This window comes from Bacillus cereus group sp. MYBK216-1 (assembly GCF_051916495.1).
Classification (GTDB): Bacteria; Bacillota; Bacilli; order Bacillales; family Bacillaceae_G; genus Bacillus_A; species Bacillus_A thuringiensis_K.
The window spans coordinates 22264-37840 of the sequence record NZ_JBQAGT010000005.1 but is presented as its reverse complement, the minus strand read 5'-3'; the positions used below and the strand labels follow the sequence as shown (position 1 = coordinate 37840).

The window sequence follows — 15577 nt, the reverse complement described above, 5'->3', positions numbered from 1 at the left end:
TTAATGTAATATATAATACCTATAGCTTTACAATTACAAATTTTAAAAATATGTAATTAAAAATTCAAACTTCTGCTTTACTATCACTTGTGATACGGTTCCCCACGATTAATCCGAAACGCTCTATACACTTGCTCAAGCAACACTAATCGCATTAATTGGTGTGGTAATGTCATCTTTGAAAAAGAAAGTGATTCATTTGAACGCTTCATCACTTCTGAGCTTAGTCCAAGTGAGCCACCAATTACAAATGCGACTTTACTCTTTCCGTATGTAGCAAGGCGATCTAGACTTACCGCAAATTCTTCTGATGATTTTTGCTTTCCTTCTATAGCTAATGCAATCACATGCGTGTCATCAGAAATTTTATCCAGTATACGTATACCTTCTTTTTCTTTTACAATTAACATTTCTGCTTCACTTAAATTTTCTGGCGCCTTTTCATCAGGCAATTCAATTACTTCTACTTTTGCGTATGCAGATAATCGTTTTAAGTATTCTGCTATACCTTGTTTCAAATATTTTTCTTTTAATTTCCCAATTGAAATAATCGAGATATTCACACGCATCCTCCACCTTACAAACATGTTATCCACAAAACTTATCCACATATCCACAAATACTACCCACATATTGTGTGGGAATCTGTGTTCGATACAACATATGTCGCCTCATTTTGACAAAATTCACATGTTTTTTTCTCTTTTTCTGAGTTATCCACATTGTTGATAACTGGCGCAACTTCACACTCATCCACAATAATATCTAACGCTAATTCAACATGTTCTAAACAACAAGGTAAATTCATTTTCTTCGCCTCACTTTTCTACAATAGAAAACAGGAGGTAGGCCCTCCTGTTTTTAATACTTTTGAATGCCTAATTTTACTGTTGTTGTTACTCTTTTTGTACCACGATAAAACGTAAGAGTCATTTTATCATTAATTTCCTTATCATATAAGGCCGTACGGAATCCAATAATATCGCGAATCGGTTTTCCATCTACCGCCACAATAACATCATGTTCTCTTAAACCAGCATCCGCACCTGGCGAAGGACTTTTCACATCCAAAATACAAACTCCCTCTGTTACAGTACCCGGTAAATGTAATGTTTTTGACCAATAATAGTTTGGAATTTCATTTAATGACCTAAGTTCAATCCCAACATACGGTCTTCTTACTTTTCCATACTTCTCAAGTTCATTCATAATCGGAACAGCTCTATTCACCGGAATAGCAAGGCCGATTCCTTCTACTTCTTTTGCAGCAATTTTCATTGAATTAATACCAATTAATTGTCCTGCTGCATTTACAAGTGCACCGCCACTATTACCCGGATTAATCGCTGCGTCTGTTTGTAACACTTCTACTTGCCAATCATAATGTCCATCTTGATCTAAATCTACAGGGACAATACGTTCATTAGCTGAAATAATACCTTGTGTAACTGTTCCAGAAAATTGCAGCCCAAGTGGGTTTCCAATCGCAATGACTGGCTCTCCTCTACGAACAGTATTAGAATCGCCAATTTCAATTATTTTTTTCACATGCTTTGCATCTATTTCTAATACTGCTAAGTCTGTGACTACATCGGTTCCTAATACTTTTCCAGGAACCTTCTTACCGTCACTTAGACTTACTTCAATACGATTCGCTCCAGCTACAACATGATTATTCGTTACAATATAAGCTTGACCATCTGTCTTTTTATAAATTACTCCTGATCCTGTACCGGCCTCTGAATCTGCCTCTGAAAAGTTATCTCGTTGAATGTTAATAACACCCACAACAGCTTCAGATGCACGATCAACAGCATCTACAAAGCTAATCTGTTTAATCCCTTGAGCTTCCGCCATATTACTTCCGCTTGCTTCAGCTTGCGGAAGCGTATCAGCAGAATTTGAAAATAAAGGCGCTCCAAACGCAAATAAAGAAGCTCCTACAATTGTTCCCGCTATACTAGAAAGAACTATACCTTTGTGCTTCTTTTTTCCTGCACGTTTCATACGATAATTTTCTTCATCAATAAAGGACATATTTGTTCACCTATCTTCCTGAAAACAACTATATTCACCTTTATTGTTTACTAAAATGAAGAATTATACGTATTGAATTTTTGTAGGCATTTTTGGATCTGTATCGTGAATTTCAAAGGATTCACCCACCCCAAATCCTTTTTCCTCTAATACTTGTGATACTGACATACGCGCTAGTTCTTTCATGTTATTATCTAAGCTTAAATGGGCTAAATAAATATGCTTTGTCTCATCTGTAATTACATCTGCCATCGCTAATGCAGCATCCTCATTACAAACATGCCCAACGTCACTTAAAATACGTCGTTTAATGCTCCATGGATAACGTCCCATACGAAGCATTTCTACGTCATGATTACTTTCAAATACGAAAGCATTAGCTCCCTTAATAACGCCCTTCATACGGTCGCTTACGTATCCCGTATCTGTAATAAGTGCTAATTTTCTATTATTGTTATGGAAAGCATAAAACATCGGTTCTGCTGCATCATGAGAAACTCCAAATGACTCGACTTCAATATCACCAAATGTTTTCACATCCCCAACTGAGAAAATGAACTTTTGCTCAGTTGGGATATTTCCTATTAAATGTTCCATTGCATTCCATGTTTTCTCATTCGCATAAACAGGTAGATCATATTTACGTGCCAATACACCTAATCCTTTAATATGATCACTATGCTCATGCGTTACAAGAATACCTGATACATCATTTATATTCAGTTCTGCCTGTTTAAATAAAGCCTCTGTTGCCTTACCACTTAAACCTGCGTCGACTAGTAATTTTTTTTCATCGGTTCCTACGTATAGCATATTTCCTGTACTTCCACTTGCAAGTACGCTAAAATGCAACCCCATTCTTTCTCACTCCAGTATGTTCATCCACCACTTGATTTTCCTTTTCCCCTAATTCCATAACTTGTCCTTCAATTGCATTCACAAAGAAGTCCTGCTTCTGCTCCGTTTTTAAATTCCACGTTGGAGCAAGTACTTGGTTATTAGAAGTAGATGCGGTAAGAGTGGCATAACCAATTTGTGCTTCTTTAACATGCGTATTTCCATGAATTTTATTTTTTAAATACAAATTTTCTAAAGCTGTTTGAGCCGTAATAATTTCTTGGTCTTTCGTTTTTTCACCTTCGCCCATTTCTTTTAAATCAGTTAGCATTGTCTGCGTATATGAAACAAGTTCATTTTTTTCATTTAATTCCACAACAATCATCGCCTGATTATTATAGAAAATAGGCTTATCTTTATATTTTTGAAAGAAATAAATTTTAGAGTCTTTCACCGCTCCAAATTCATACTTTTGTCCATCTAATACATAGTTCTTCAAAAATTCATTATACTTATCTTTTGATAATGATTTCGTATTTAAAAAAGGCTCTTTTAGCTTACTTTCTATCTTATACATATTTTGTATATGCACCGTTTGATTTTTCAAAGACTGTATATCTTCTTCTTTAAAGGCTTTATTTTCCGCTCTAATAAACGACTCTTTTTTCGGTTCTTTAGGGATATTCCCCATAGTAATTTTGTTTGCTTTTAATTCTTGATCTATCTTTGTTTCTGCAATAAGCTCCAATTGATTACTATCTTGCTTTTGAATGAATTGAAAAATGAGAAAGAGGTCCAAAACAAAAAAGGTCACAATAAATATGGTTTTAATCCGATCCCAATCCATTTAGTCCTCCCTCACTCCACTCATAGATTTTCTGTTTACCTGTTTCACCTTCAACAAGCTTTACATACCAAATTGGTTGTAGTCGAACTACTTGCCCATCTAGTGATAACTTGTATCCAATGCCAATATCCTTAATTACTTGTTTCTTTATCTCTGGATTATTTTCTAGGGATGCTATTACAACATGCCCTGACGGAAGAGTAACCTTCTGTTCTATACCTTTAGTATTTAAAGACAGCAGCGGTCTTTCATATTCCATTACTTCTTCTGATCCCCATATTTGTCTCAATTCAGCTAATCCATCTTCATTGAATACTGAATATCCATCTTCATTTAAACGAAATACTGTCTCTCCTTTATTCATATAGTCCAAACGATATGAATCCAAACTCCCACTGTGACCACTTACGAATTCAAAGCTTTTTTGTAAAAGCATTAAATTATCTATCGTTTTCTCAGTTAAGACAGAAGAGTTTTTATACTTTAGCATGTGACGATCGTTTTCAATTTCCATGGATCTAATACCATCTGTAAATGTTTCTTTCGACATCTCGGTAATCGGACTTAAATAACGAGGATCACTAAACAGAGCATTTTTAAACGTATCAACTGCTAAATTAGATGAAATATATGTTATATTGTTTAACTCTGTCGTTCCATCTGGTAAAAATAACTTTTTCATATCATTGAGTTGATAATCAAAATAAGGCTTTGCTGATACTATAAATTGATTTTGGGCATTTACAATATCTTTTAAATACACACCACTTAGTTTTGCCTCATATATTTTAAAGTTATCACCATCAGAAACAAAGTTAATTTTAATTTCTTGATCCTTACTTCGAGAAGGATCGAGGAGAATACGATTAAAGTGTTTAGGCTTATCTGTACTCTTCTCTTTCATGTTAAACATGAATTTAACTGCATCAAATGGGATGTCGGTAGGGAAAACCAGTTCAACTTTCCCTTCACCATGCACATATGAAAGGAAATCACCCTTAGTGATTGATATCTCTCTAAAACCATGTAGTTCCCCTACTTCCAGAGGCTTATAGATTGATTCTATATCTGCCTCTCTTCTGCTCCCATAATGATTTTTATCTTTATGCACGATGATAGAAGTAGGACGGACAACATCGGAAATTTTAGTTTGGTTCATTCCTTCATTCCCCTGTACAAATTTCGCGTTTTGCATGGATGTAGAATCTGGCACATACGTCCATAGGTTAAAAGTAAGAAATAGGCTAATTACAACTAGGTTAATTAAAACTATTGTTTTAAAGTTTTCCATACTCATTCCCAATCGTCCTCTTCATCTGCTGCCATTGGTAACGTGAAATAAATAGTTGTCCCTTTTCCTTCTTCACTCTTCGCCCAAATAGAGCCACCATGTGCCTCAATCATTTCTTTTGCAATTGCTAATCCAAGTCCCGTACCACCCATTTGTCTTGAACGAGCTTTATCTACGCGATAAAAACGTTCAAAGATTTTATCAACGTTTTCTTTTGGAATACCCATTCCTTGGTCACTTACGCTAATTTCTAATAAATCACCGCGATCACGTAAACGATATGTTACTGTTCCACCTTCTGGTGAATACTTTAATGCGTTAGAAATAATGTTATACAGCACTTGAGTAATTTTGTCAGTATCCATATCAATAAACCTAGATTTTTTAGAGAAAGATCGTTTGAAACTTACATTTTGCTCTTTAGACATTTCAAAGCGATCAATAACATTATTAAAGAAATCAGTAAAGTCGACCCATTCTTTCATTAAACGATGCTCTGTACTATCAAGTTTAGATAGCTGTAACAACGCATTTACAAGTCTAATCATTCTTTCTGTTTCTTCTTGTGTAACCGTTAAAAATTGTGGTGCAATATTCGGATCCTGCCACGCTCCATCTGTAAGTGCCTCTAAATAACTGCGCATCGTCGTTAATGGCGTCCTTAATTCATGAGAGACATTCGCCACAAACTCACGGCGTTCCCGTTCTATACGCTCCTGCTCTGTTACATCATATAGTACAGCAATTAAGCCATTTGCCTTCCCTGTTTCTTTTTGAATAACAGAGAAGCTAGCACGTAAAATATATGGTTCGTTTCTCGTACTAAAATCTAATAAAACAGAATCTGGCTCTTCATATAAATGATCGAGCGTAAATTCTTCCTGTATCCCTAATACCTCTAAAACAGATTGATCGAGCGCTGTTTCACGAGAAACATTTAACATCTTTTCCGCAGGGTCATTTAGTAAAATAATATCCCCTTTTCGGTCAGTAGCAATTACTCCATCTGTCATATGTGATAAAACAGATGATAATTTACGCCTTTCACTTTCCGTAGAAGAACGAGCTTGTTGTAATTTTTTTGATAAATTATTGAAGGATAATGCCAGTTGTCCAATTTCATCATGGCTATGCACTTTTACTTTTCTCGAATAATTTCCTTTTGCCATTTCGATTGCTTGTCTCCGCATATCTGAAATTGGTCTTGTAATTGTTTGAGCCAATAAAATTCCAAGTACGGCCGTTACTAATAAAGCAATTACTGTTCCAGTAGCAAAAATTTGGTTTATATCCTTCATTTGTTTATATACATCTTCCATAGATGCCACAATGTAAATAACACCAAGCGCATCCTTACCGTTATCATCTAGAATCGGAGTAAGCATAACTTGAACACGATGACCTGTACTACCATCCTTCTCAATTTTCACTTCCGGCTTTTTTTGTACTAACACTCGCTGAACAGCTATATCAGTTGATGTTCGATTCACCTTATTCTGCTTTGATTCATCTGAAATAGCCAGTAACTTTCTATGCGAATCAAATACGCTTACCTCTTGTATAACTTTCTTCTGATCAGAGGCAAATTTTCGAATTGAAGTTTTAATCGTTTCATCTGTTGACTCTGTTTCTGCTTTTGTATAACTTTTTTTAAACTCTTGCTTCAAATTATATGATAATAAGTTTGTTTGCTGCGTTAAAGAATCCCTAAAACCTTGTACTAGGCTCTTCTCTAATTCTCTTACGAAATACACTCCAATAACTTGCATCGCTATTAATATTAATAGCATATATATAAGCACAAATTTTAAATGAATAGATTGAAAAAAACCAACTTTCTTCATATACTATTCCTGCTCTGGGTCACGCAAGTAATACCCTACTCCACGTCTAGTTACAATTAAAGTAGGATGGCTTGGATTATCTTCAATTTTTTCACGCAAACGACGTACTGTTACGTCTACTGTGCGCACATCTCCAAAATAGTCATAACCCCAAACTGTTTGTAATAAATGTTCGCGTGTCATAACTTGTCCCAAATGTTTCGCTAAATAATGTAGCAACTCAAATTCACGGTGCGTAAGCTCGATGTTTTCCTCTCGCTTCGTTACACTATATGCATTTGGATTAATTACAATTGGTCCAATAACCATTTCTGTATTTTCCTCTTTTTCTGCAGCACCACCTTGTTGATGACGGCGTAAATTCGCCTTCACACGAGCAAGTAATTCCCTCGTACTAAATGGCTTCGTTACATAATCATCTGCCCCAAGCTCAAGCCCTAATACTTTATCAATCTCAGAGTCCTTTGCTGTAAGCATAATAATCGGCATTTCTGAACTTTTACGTATTTCACGGCAAACCTCTAAGCCATCTTTACCTGGTAGCATAATATCTAATAAAACCATATCTGGTTGTTCTTCATTAGCCTTTTCAATTGCTTCATCACCATCATGCGCCATTACTATTTCAAAACCTTCTTTTTCTAGGTTAAACTTCAAAATATCTGCAATCGGCTTTTCATCATCAACTACTAAAATTTTCTTTCCCATCATCGTCTATTTCCTCCTTATAAAAATATGGTCAATAATCCCTAAACATATTGATGTTTACATAGTATGTCCTATATGACCGCATCCTTTGTTTAAGTATTTTCTCCTCTATTCTCATAGACTCATGTATGATCCACTTTTACACGGCATCCTATACGATCTATAGAAAAACCTCTAGCTTCAACTGCTAGAGGCTCCTCGTTCTATTTTAAAATAACTACTCAGTTTTGTAAAATTACATAAATAAAAAGGATATTAAGTGGGCCCACTTAATATCCTGAGAGTGGCTCGGGACGGAATCGAACCGCCGACACGAGGATTTTCAGTCCTCTGCTCTACCGACTGAGCTACCGAGCCAAAACTATATATAAAACCACTAATGGTGGTATAAACAAAAGTGGCGGTCCCGACCGGGGTCGAACCGGCGATCTCCTGCGTGACAGGCAGGCATGTTAACCACTACACCACGGGACCAAAAATAAGCAAAAAAAACATGACCCGTACGGGATTCGAACCCGTGTTACCGCCGTGAAAGGGCGGTGTCTTAACCACTTGACCAACGGGCCACGAAAAATAAAATGGTGAGCCATGAAGGACTCGAACCTTCGACCCTCTGATTAAAAGTCAGATGCTCTACCAACTGAGCTAATGGCTCATACTCACCAACGTCATATTTTCGTGACGACAAGATTTATCATAACATGTATTCTGTATTTATTGCAATACTTTTTTTCGTTTTTTATAAAAAAATAAGAAAAAACTCATGCGGACATGAGTTTTTTCTAAAAAATATTAATTAAGCTTCGTATACGTTACGAACAATATTTGTTTGGTTACGATCTGGTCCAACTGAGAACATAGATATTTGAATTCCTGTTAACTCAGAAACACGTTCTACGTATTTTCGTGCATTTTCAGGAAGTTCATCTAATGATTTTACACCAGTAATATCTTCTTCCCAACCTGGAAGCTCTTCATATACAGGCTCACATTTTGCTAAAATGTTTAAGTTAGCTGGAACTTCATCAATAACTTCGCCATTGTATTTGTAAGCAACACAAATTTTAAGAGTTGGAATACCTGTTAAAACGTCGATAGAATTTAATGATAGATCCGTTAAACCACTAACACGACGTGCATGTCTTACAACAACGCTATCGAACCAACCTACGCGGCGTGGACGACCAGTTGTCGTTCCATACTCGCGACCAACTTCACGAATTTGATGACCAATTTCATCATGAAGCTCAGTAGGGAATGGACCATCACCAACGCGGCTTGTATATGCTTTACATACACCTACAACGCGAGTAACTTTCGCAGGACCAACTCCAGTTCCAACTGTTACACCACCAGCAATTGGGTTAGAAGATGTAACGAATGGGTACGTACCATGGTCAATATCAAGCATAACACCTTGTGCACCTTCAAATAATACACGGTGATTATTATCTAATGCATCATTTAATACAACAGACGTATCACATACATATTGCGCGATTTGTTGCCCGTACTCGAAGTACTCTTCGAAAATTTCTTCTACAGTGAAACCTTCTGTATCATACATTTTTTCAAATAAACGATTTTTTTCTACTAAATTGCGCTCAAGCTTCTCTTTAAATGCTTCACGGTCTAAAAGATCAGCCATACGAATACCAATACGAGCAGCTTTATCCATATATGCAGGACCGATACCTTTTTTCGTTGTACCGATTTTGTTATCACCTTTACTTGCTTCTTCTAACTCATCTTGTTTTAAGTGGTAAGGTAAAATAACGTGTGCACGGTTACTTACACGTAAATTATCAGTACTTACACCACGATCGTGTAAGTATTTTAACTCTTCAAGTAATGCTTTTGGATCTACTACTAATCCGTTTCCGATTACACAAATTTTCTCTTTATAGAAAATACCAGATGGAATTAAGTGTAATTTATATTTAACTCCGCCGAAAACAATTGTATGTCCCGCGTTATTTCCACCTTGATATCTTGCAACTACTTCCGCATGCTCAGAAAGAAAATCAGTGATTTTACCTTTTCCTTCGTCGCCCCATTGTGTTCCTACAACTACTACTGAAGACATTATTAAAGCACCTCCGCAATTTTCAAACGATCTATTCAAACAATATAATTGTACCAAAACCGAAAAAGAAGTCAACCGAAAAGCGAACATTTTTTCACAAAAAAACTTTTTCGTTCGTAAGAATTATATATTTAACTTATGAAAGCCTTATCTTTCTTATAAAAAAAAAGAAACACATCTTATTATAAGAAATGTGTTTCTTTTTTATACTGCCTTTATGCCGGTGGAGCATGTCCATCCTCAAAACGACGTTCTAAGTTAACGAACTTATTGAACTCTTTGACGAATGCAAGTTCCACTGAACCTACTGGACCGTTACGCTGTTTTGCAATAATAATTTCAATTGTATTTTTGTTTTCCGTTTCTCGATCATAGTAGTCTTCACGATATAGGAAAGCTACAATATCGGCATCCTGCTCAATACTTCCAGATTCACGAATATCAGACATCATCGGGCGTTTATCTTGACGAGATTCTACACCACGAGATAACTGTGATAAAGCAATAACAGGCACTTGCAATTCACGTGCGATCCCTTTTAAGGTACGAGAAATCTCTGATACTTCCTGCTGACGGTTTTCTCCTGATTTCCCACTTCCTTGAATAAGCTGCAAATAGTCAATCAAAATCATACCAAGACCTTGTTCTTGCTTTAATCTACGACATTTTGCTCGAATCTCATTTACTTTAATACCTGGCGTATCATCAATATATATACCAGCATTCGAGAGACTCCCCATTGCCATTGTTAACTTTGCCCAATCATCAGAAGTTAATGAACCAGTACGAAGTCTTTGTGCATCAATATTCCCTTCTGCACAAAGCATACGCATAACAAGCTGGTCGGCACCCATCTCCAAACTAAAAATCGCTACATTTTCATCCGTTTTCGTCGCTACGTTTTGTGCGATATTTAATGAAAATGCCGTTTTCCCTACTGATGGACGTGCTGCCACGATAATTAAATCATTTCGTTGGAAACCTGCTGTCATCTTATCTAATTCAGTAAACCCAGTTGGTATCCCAGTAACTTCACCCTTTTGATTATGCAAAAGTTCAATTTTGTCATAAGCATCTACAAGAACATCTTTAATGTTTTGGAATGCTTTTGCATTCGTTTGATGGGATACTTCTAATATTTTTTTCTCAGCCTCATTTAAAAGACCATCTACATCATCTTCTCTCTCGTATCCATCCGATACAATATGAGTTGCCGTACGAATTAAACGACGTAAAAGCGCCTTTTCAGCGATGATGCGTGCGTAATATTCTACGTTAGCTGCAGTTGGCACAACTTCTGCTAACTCTGCTAAGTAAGAAACCCCACCAACTTCTTCTAGTAATCCTTGATCAGCCATTGCTGATGTCATCATTACTAAGTCGATCGGCTCTCCCTTATCAGATAACCCAAGCATGACTTCAAAAATCTTTTGATGTTTCGTTCGATAGAACGAATCAGGTACCAATAACTCTGATGCTGAAGTTAACGCATCTTGATCAATCAATATGGCCCCTAAAACCGCCTGCTCAGCCTCTATATTATGCGGAGGGGTACGATCAGCAAGTACATCACTCATACGCAATCCTCCTTGCTTAATTTATTTTTATTGTTCACTAACATGAACTTTTACTGTTGCTGTTACTTGTGGATGCAATTTCACAGTAACGTTTGTATAACCTAACACGCGGATTGCATCGTCCATTTCAAATTTACGTTTATCAAGCTTAATTTTGTGTGATTTTTGCATTGCATCCACGATTTGTTTACTTGTGATAGAACCAAATAAACGGCCACCTTCTCCAGATTTCGCCTTTAATTCTACAGTTAATTTCTCTAAAGTCTCTTTTAACTCTTTTGCATTTTCAAGCTCTGCTGCTGCATCTTTTTCTTCTTTACGCTTTTGAGCTTCTAAAGTTTTCATACTGCTATTTGTTGCTTCAGCAGCTAATCCTTGTTTTAGTAAGAAGTTATTTGCATAGCCATCCGGTACGTTTTTTACTTCTCCTTTTTTACCTTTACCTTTTACGTCTTTTAGAAAAATTACTTTCATGATTGTGTGCCTCCCTGTAAATAGTCATCAATAACAAATCGAAGCTTCTCCTCAGCTTCATCTACTGTAACATTTTTCATTTGTGTGGCTGCATTCGTCAAATGCCCGCCACCGCCTAAGTTTTCCATAATTAGCTGCACATTCACTTCACCTAAAGATCTGCTGCTAATTCCAATGAGATTCTCGCCACGTTTTGCAACAACAAATGATGCAATAATCCCTGTCATCGTTAATAACGTGTCTGCTGATTGCGCAATAAGCACTTGATCGTAGTAATCATCACTATCAACTTTAGCAATCGCAATTCCATTTTTATAAATGTACGCATTTTTTATAGCTTTTGCAACCCGTAAATACTGATCCATATCTTCCTTTAAAAGTTCTTGTACAAGTACAGTATCTGCACCATGTGAGCGCAGATAAGAAGCAGCATCAAATGTACGAGCCCCTGTCCGGAACGTGAAACTTTTCGTGTCGACAATAATACCCGCTAACAATGCCGTCGCTTCTAACATTGTCATCTTTAAATTTTTAGGTTGATACTCAAGTAATTCTGTAACCAATTCTGCCGTTGAAGAAGCATATGGTTCCATATAAACTAGCAATGGGTCTTCAATAAAATCTTCTCCACGGCGATGATGATCAATAACTACTACATTTTCAATTTTATGTAACAGTTTTTGCTCCATCACCATAGAAGGTTTATGCGTATCGACAACAACAAGTAACGACTCATCATTTGCAAATTCCATCGCTTGCTCTGGAGTAATAAAATGAGACCATAACTCCTCATTTTGTTTCACTTTGTCCATCAAGCGCTTAATTCCTTTATCGGAATCATTTTCATCTAACACAATATATCCTTTACGATCATTTAATTGAGCAACTTTTAAAATACCAATCGCAGCACCAATTGCGTCCATATCGGGAGCCCTATGCCCCATAATAATGACATTACTACTTTCTAATACTAAATCCTTTAACGCATGCGAAATGACCCTAGCGCGTACACGGGTACGTTTTTCAACCGGATTTGTCTTACCTCCATAGAACTTAACTTTACCTGTCGCTTGTTTAATAGCTACTTGGTCTCCCCCACGCCCAAGCGCAAGGTCTAAACCAGATTGAGCCATTGCTCCAAGCTCTGATAAAGGTAAATCACCTGATCCGACACCGACACTTAATGTAAGTGGTATATTCCTTTTAGATGTTTCTTCACGCACCTGATCTAAAATACTAAATTTCCCTTTCTCCATCTGCGTCAGAATACTTTCATTTAGCACAACGAAGAATCTTTCTGAAGATGCACGTTTTAAATATGCACCATACTTAAGTGCCCATTCATTTAGTCGTGATGTCACAAGACTTGTTATATTCGTACGTAGTTGATCATCTAATCCTTGTGTAACTTCATCATAATTATCCAAATAGATGACAGCTAAAACAGTCCTTTGATCCTCGTACATCTTTTCGATTTCTGTTTGTTCCGTTACATCAAAGAAATAAATTAACTTTTCTTCTTTCCTTACAAAAACGCGAAACTTTCGATTATTTAAAGAGACTATATCATCAGAAGTTTCTCCTTTAATGAAAAGAAGTAATGTTTCTGATACATCGTAAAGGTGCCATCCAGCTAATGCATGCTGTCCCAGACATGAAGATAAATAAGGATTTGCCCAATCAATCCCATAATCCTTATTGTATAACAAAATACCAATCGGCATTTGGTTAAATGCTTCATTACTTACTTTCTTTACTCTTGTAATCATATCTGTCGTATGCTTTTCGAAATTCCTTTGAAAATTAAGTTCAAATCGTATAACGATAAAGAATACAATACAAAAAATGACAAAAGCAGCTATTCCCATAATTAAATGAAAATAACAGAGAATTGAAATGAGCACAAATACAAAAAATGCCAATACATAAACAGGATATAAAAACCACTGTTTCTTATCAAATTCAGGCATGTATACAACTCCTATAAAGTAAAACTAACTCACCTTCCAGTTAGTTAAACAGATTAAAATAGTATAAGGAATATTATTTTATCCACCTATTTTAGAACGCAATGAAATCCCTAAGTCAATTATACCTAAGATTGTCACAAGAGGAAACAACATCGGAATAAACATGCATGCAATAAAACTAATAATAGGAACCCCTTTAGTAAAACCTTTTCTATACGCTAAAAAGGAGATAAATGTCAGGCCTTGCAGTACAAGCAATAGTGCAAATATTACATTTAGGTTAGAAAATACCATATGTAAATATGATGTTGGTTCTACTTTTATAAAAGTTGCTAATAAAATAAATATAACGTAATACCAAATGATACTCTTTGGTAATTGTATATCTTTAAATTTAGGCCAAGATATAACTTCATATTTTAACTTTTTCAAAACACTACCTGATATTATCACTGTAATCCAAGAAAAACATACTGAAACTAGCACAAGTATACTCGGAAGTAACGATTGTAATATATCATTCATTTGTGCAAGTAACTCTTTTTGTTCCTTACTAATCGGCATACCAGTAGCACTTACTATCTTTTCACTTTTCGCCATACTTTCACTAAACATACTTTGCATTTGCTTCATTATATCTATGTTGAAAAACTTTATACTTGCAACATAAATAAGTACAAAACCAATTAAGTATGCAAGCGTCCCCGCTATTAAGATTTCCACTGGCTTTTTTCTTGTTTTTTACATATATCCTAAAACAATGCCTATCAATCCAAACATAATTGTCTTCACTAAATTCAGCGGTTGACTCACAATAATAGTAACAAAAAGTGCCGCTACAAAAACCAAGAGCACATTAGATAGTTTATGTCTTATTATTAATAGTATAAATGGTAACGGCAACGCAAAAGTTACAACTGTACCCAAAATCGGAACATACATAGATATAAGCAATAACATTGCATATATAGCTAATAATGCTGCACCTTCTGTAATAAACTTTGTTTGTTTCACATTTTAACCTCTCTTTCAAAAAAGAAAAGCATAGCAAAATGCACAGTAGAGTCCGACTCTACTGTGCATTTCATACGCTATTATTCACCAACATATGGTAAAAGTGCCATTTGACGAGCACGTTTAATTGCAACTGTAAGTTTGCGTTGGTATTTTGCGCTTGTTCCTGTTACACGACGAGGTAAAATTTTACCACGCTCAGAAACGAAACGTTTTAATAAATCAACATCTTTATAGTCAATGCGTGTGATGCCGTTAGCTGTGAAGAAACACACCTTACGACGTTTCGCACGTCCACCTTTGCGTCCTGCCATGTCTATTTCCCTCCATTCTTTGTTAAAACTAACAAATTTACTGTATTAGAACGGTAAATCGTCGTCGGAAATGTCGATCGGTTGACCTACATTTGAAAATGGATCGTCATTCTTCGTAAATCCAGAGTTACCTTGGTTACCTGAATTACTAGATTGACCAAATGGGTTAGAGCCTTGGTTACCGAAACCAGCTCCTGATGGTTGCTGATTAAATGAACCACGTTGCTCCCCACCGCCATTACGCGGCTCTAAAAATTGCACGCTTTCCGCAAGAACTTCTGTTACGTATACACGTTTACCATCTTGTCCCTCGTAATTACGAGTTTGAAGACGTCCATCTACGCCTGCTAAGCTACCTTTTTTCAAATAATTTGCTACGTTTTCTGCTTGTTTACGCCATATTACACAATTAATAAAGTCAGCTTCACGCTCACCTTGTTGATTGGCAAATGCGCGATTCACAGCTAACGTAAAAGTAGCTACTGCAACACCATTGGGCGTGTAACGTAAGTCAGGGTCCTTAGTTAAACGACCAACGAGGATAACACGATTCATCAATCGAACCACTCTCCCTTATA

The 15577-nt window shown here is 36.2% G+C and carries 14 protein-coding genes, 4 tRNA genes and 1 pseudogene; all 19 read right to left on the bottom strand.

Features of this window, described 5'->3' with window-relative positions:
• Positions 1-83: 83 nt before the first annotated feature.
• Positions 84-563 carry a 23S rRNA (pseudouridine(1915)-N(3))-methyltransferase RlmH gene (gene rlmH, locus ACTFRH_RS18460; RefSeq protein WP_001027003.1) on the bottom strand — a complete coding sequence of 160 codons (480 nt, stop codon included), beginning with the start codon at positions 561-563 and terminating at the stop codon, positions 84-86.
• Positions 564-622: 59 nt separating this feature from the next.
• Positions 623-808 (bottom strand): CxxH/CxxC protein, encoded by a 186-nt coding sequence (locus ACTFRH_RS18455; protein WP_001052827.1) that lies wholly within the window; start codon positions 806-808, stop codon positions 623-625.
• Positions 809-861: 53 nt separating this feature from the next.
• Positions 862-2037 carry a S1C family serine protease gene (locus ACTFRH_RS18450; protein ID WP_000008030.1) on the bottom strand — a complete coding sequence of 392 codons (1176 nt, stop codon included), beginning with the start codon at positions 2035-2037 and terminating at the stop codon, positions 862-864.
• 63 nt (positions 2038-2100) lie between these two features.
• On the bottom strand, positions 2101-2895 hold the full coding sequence (locus tag ACTFRH_RS18445; RefSeq protein ID WP_000522837.1) for an MBL fold metallo-hydrolase: 795 nt from the start codon (positions 2893-2895) through the stop codon (positions 2101-2103).
• Complete coding sequence (locus tag ACTFRH_RS18440) at positions 2879-3721, bottom strand: two-component system regulatory protein YycI (protein ID WP_000383738.1); 843 nt, start codon at positions 3719-3721, stop codon at positions 2879-2881. Before ACTFRH_RS18440 ends, ACTFRH_RS18445 begins: the two co-directional genes overlap by 17 nt.
• Positions 3702-5018 (bottom strand): YycH family regulatory protein, encoded by a 1317-nt coding sequence (locus tag ACTFRH_RS18435; RefSeq protein WP_440048789.1) that lies wholly within the window; start codon positions 5016-5018, stop codon positions 3702-3704. The genes ACTFRH_RS18440 and ACTFRH_RS18435 overlap by 20 nt, the downstream gene beginning before the upstream one ends.
• Positions 5015-6856, bottom strand: coding sequence for a cell wall metabolism sensor histidine kinase WalK (gene walK / locus ACTFRH_RS18430; RefSeq protein WP_000755369.1), 1842 nt, complete (start codon positions 6854-6856; stop codon positions 5015-5017). The genes ACTFRH_RS18435 and walK overlap by 4 nt, the downstream gene beginning before the upstream one ends.
• A gap of 3 nt (positions 6857-6859) precedes the next feature.
• Positions 6860-7567, bottom strand: coding sequence for a cell wall metabolism DNA-binding response regulator WalR (gene walR, locus ACTFRH_RS18425; RefSeq protein ID WP_000971865.1), 708 nt, complete (start codon positions 7565-7567; stop codon positions 6860-6862).
• Positions 7568-7848: 281 nt separating this feature from the next.
• Positions 7849-7921 (bottom strand) — tRNA-Phe (locus ACTFRH_RS18420).
• Between the two features lie 41 nt (positions 7922-7962).
• Positions 7963-8038: transfer RNA gene (locus tag ACTFRH_RS18415), tRNA-Asp, on the bottom strand.
• Between the two features lie 20 nt (positions 8039-8058).
• Positions 8059-8130, bottom strand: a tRNA-Glu gene (locus ACTFRH_RS18410).
• Positions 8131-8143: 13 nt separating this feature from the next.
• A tRNA-Lys gene (locus ACTFRH_RS18405) sits at positions 8144-8219 on the bottom strand.
• 141 nt (positions 8220-8360) lie between these two features.
• Positions 8361-9650, bottom strand: a complete 1290-nt coding sequence (locus ACTFRH_RS18400) for an adenylosuccinate synthase (RefSeq protein WP_000100238.1) — start codon at positions 9648-9650, stop codon at positions 8361-8363.
• Positions 9651-9865: 215 nt separating this feature from the next.
• Positions 9866-11227: a replicative DNA helicase gene (gene dnaB / locus ACTFRH_RS18395; RefSeq protein ID WP_001286148.1), complete on the bottom strand. Its 1362-nt coding sequence runs from the start codon at positions 11225-11227 to the stop codon at positions 9866-9868.
• A 27-nt stretch (positions 11228-11254) separates the two neighbouring features.
• Positions 11255-11701 carry a 50S ribosomal protein L9 gene (gene rplI, locus ACTFRH_RS18390; protein ID WP_000864229.1) on the bottom strand — a complete coding sequence of 149 codons (447 nt, stop codon included), beginning with the start codon at positions 11699-11701 and terminating at the stop codon, positions 11255-11257.
• A complete protein-coding gene (locus tag ACTFRH_RS18385; protein ID WP_001113782.1) occupies positions 11698-13671 on the bottom strand; it encodes a DHH family phosphoesterase in 1974 nt (657 codons plus the stop codon). Before ACTFRH_RS18385 ends, rplI begins: the two co-directional genes overlap by 4 nt.
• A gap of 78 nt (positions 13672-13749) precedes the next feature.
• Positions 13750-14685 (bottom strand): annotated as a pseudogene (locus ACTFRH_RS18380) (YybS family protein).
• An 80-nt stretch (positions 14686-14765) separates the two neighbouring features.
• Complete coding sequence (gene rpsR, locus ACTFRH_RS18375; protein WP_000918873.1) at positions 14766-14999, bottom strand: 30S ribosomal protein S18; 234 nt, start codon at positions 14997-14999, stop codon at positions 14766-14768.
• A gap of 45 nt (positions 15000-15044) precedes the next feature.
• A complete protein-coding gene (ssb, locus tag ACTFRH_RS18370) occupies positions 15045-15557 on the bottom strand; it encodes a single-stranded DNA-binding protein (RefSeq protein WP_000981966.1) in 513 nt (170 codons plus the stop codon).
• Positions 15558-15577: the final 20 nt, after the last annotated feature.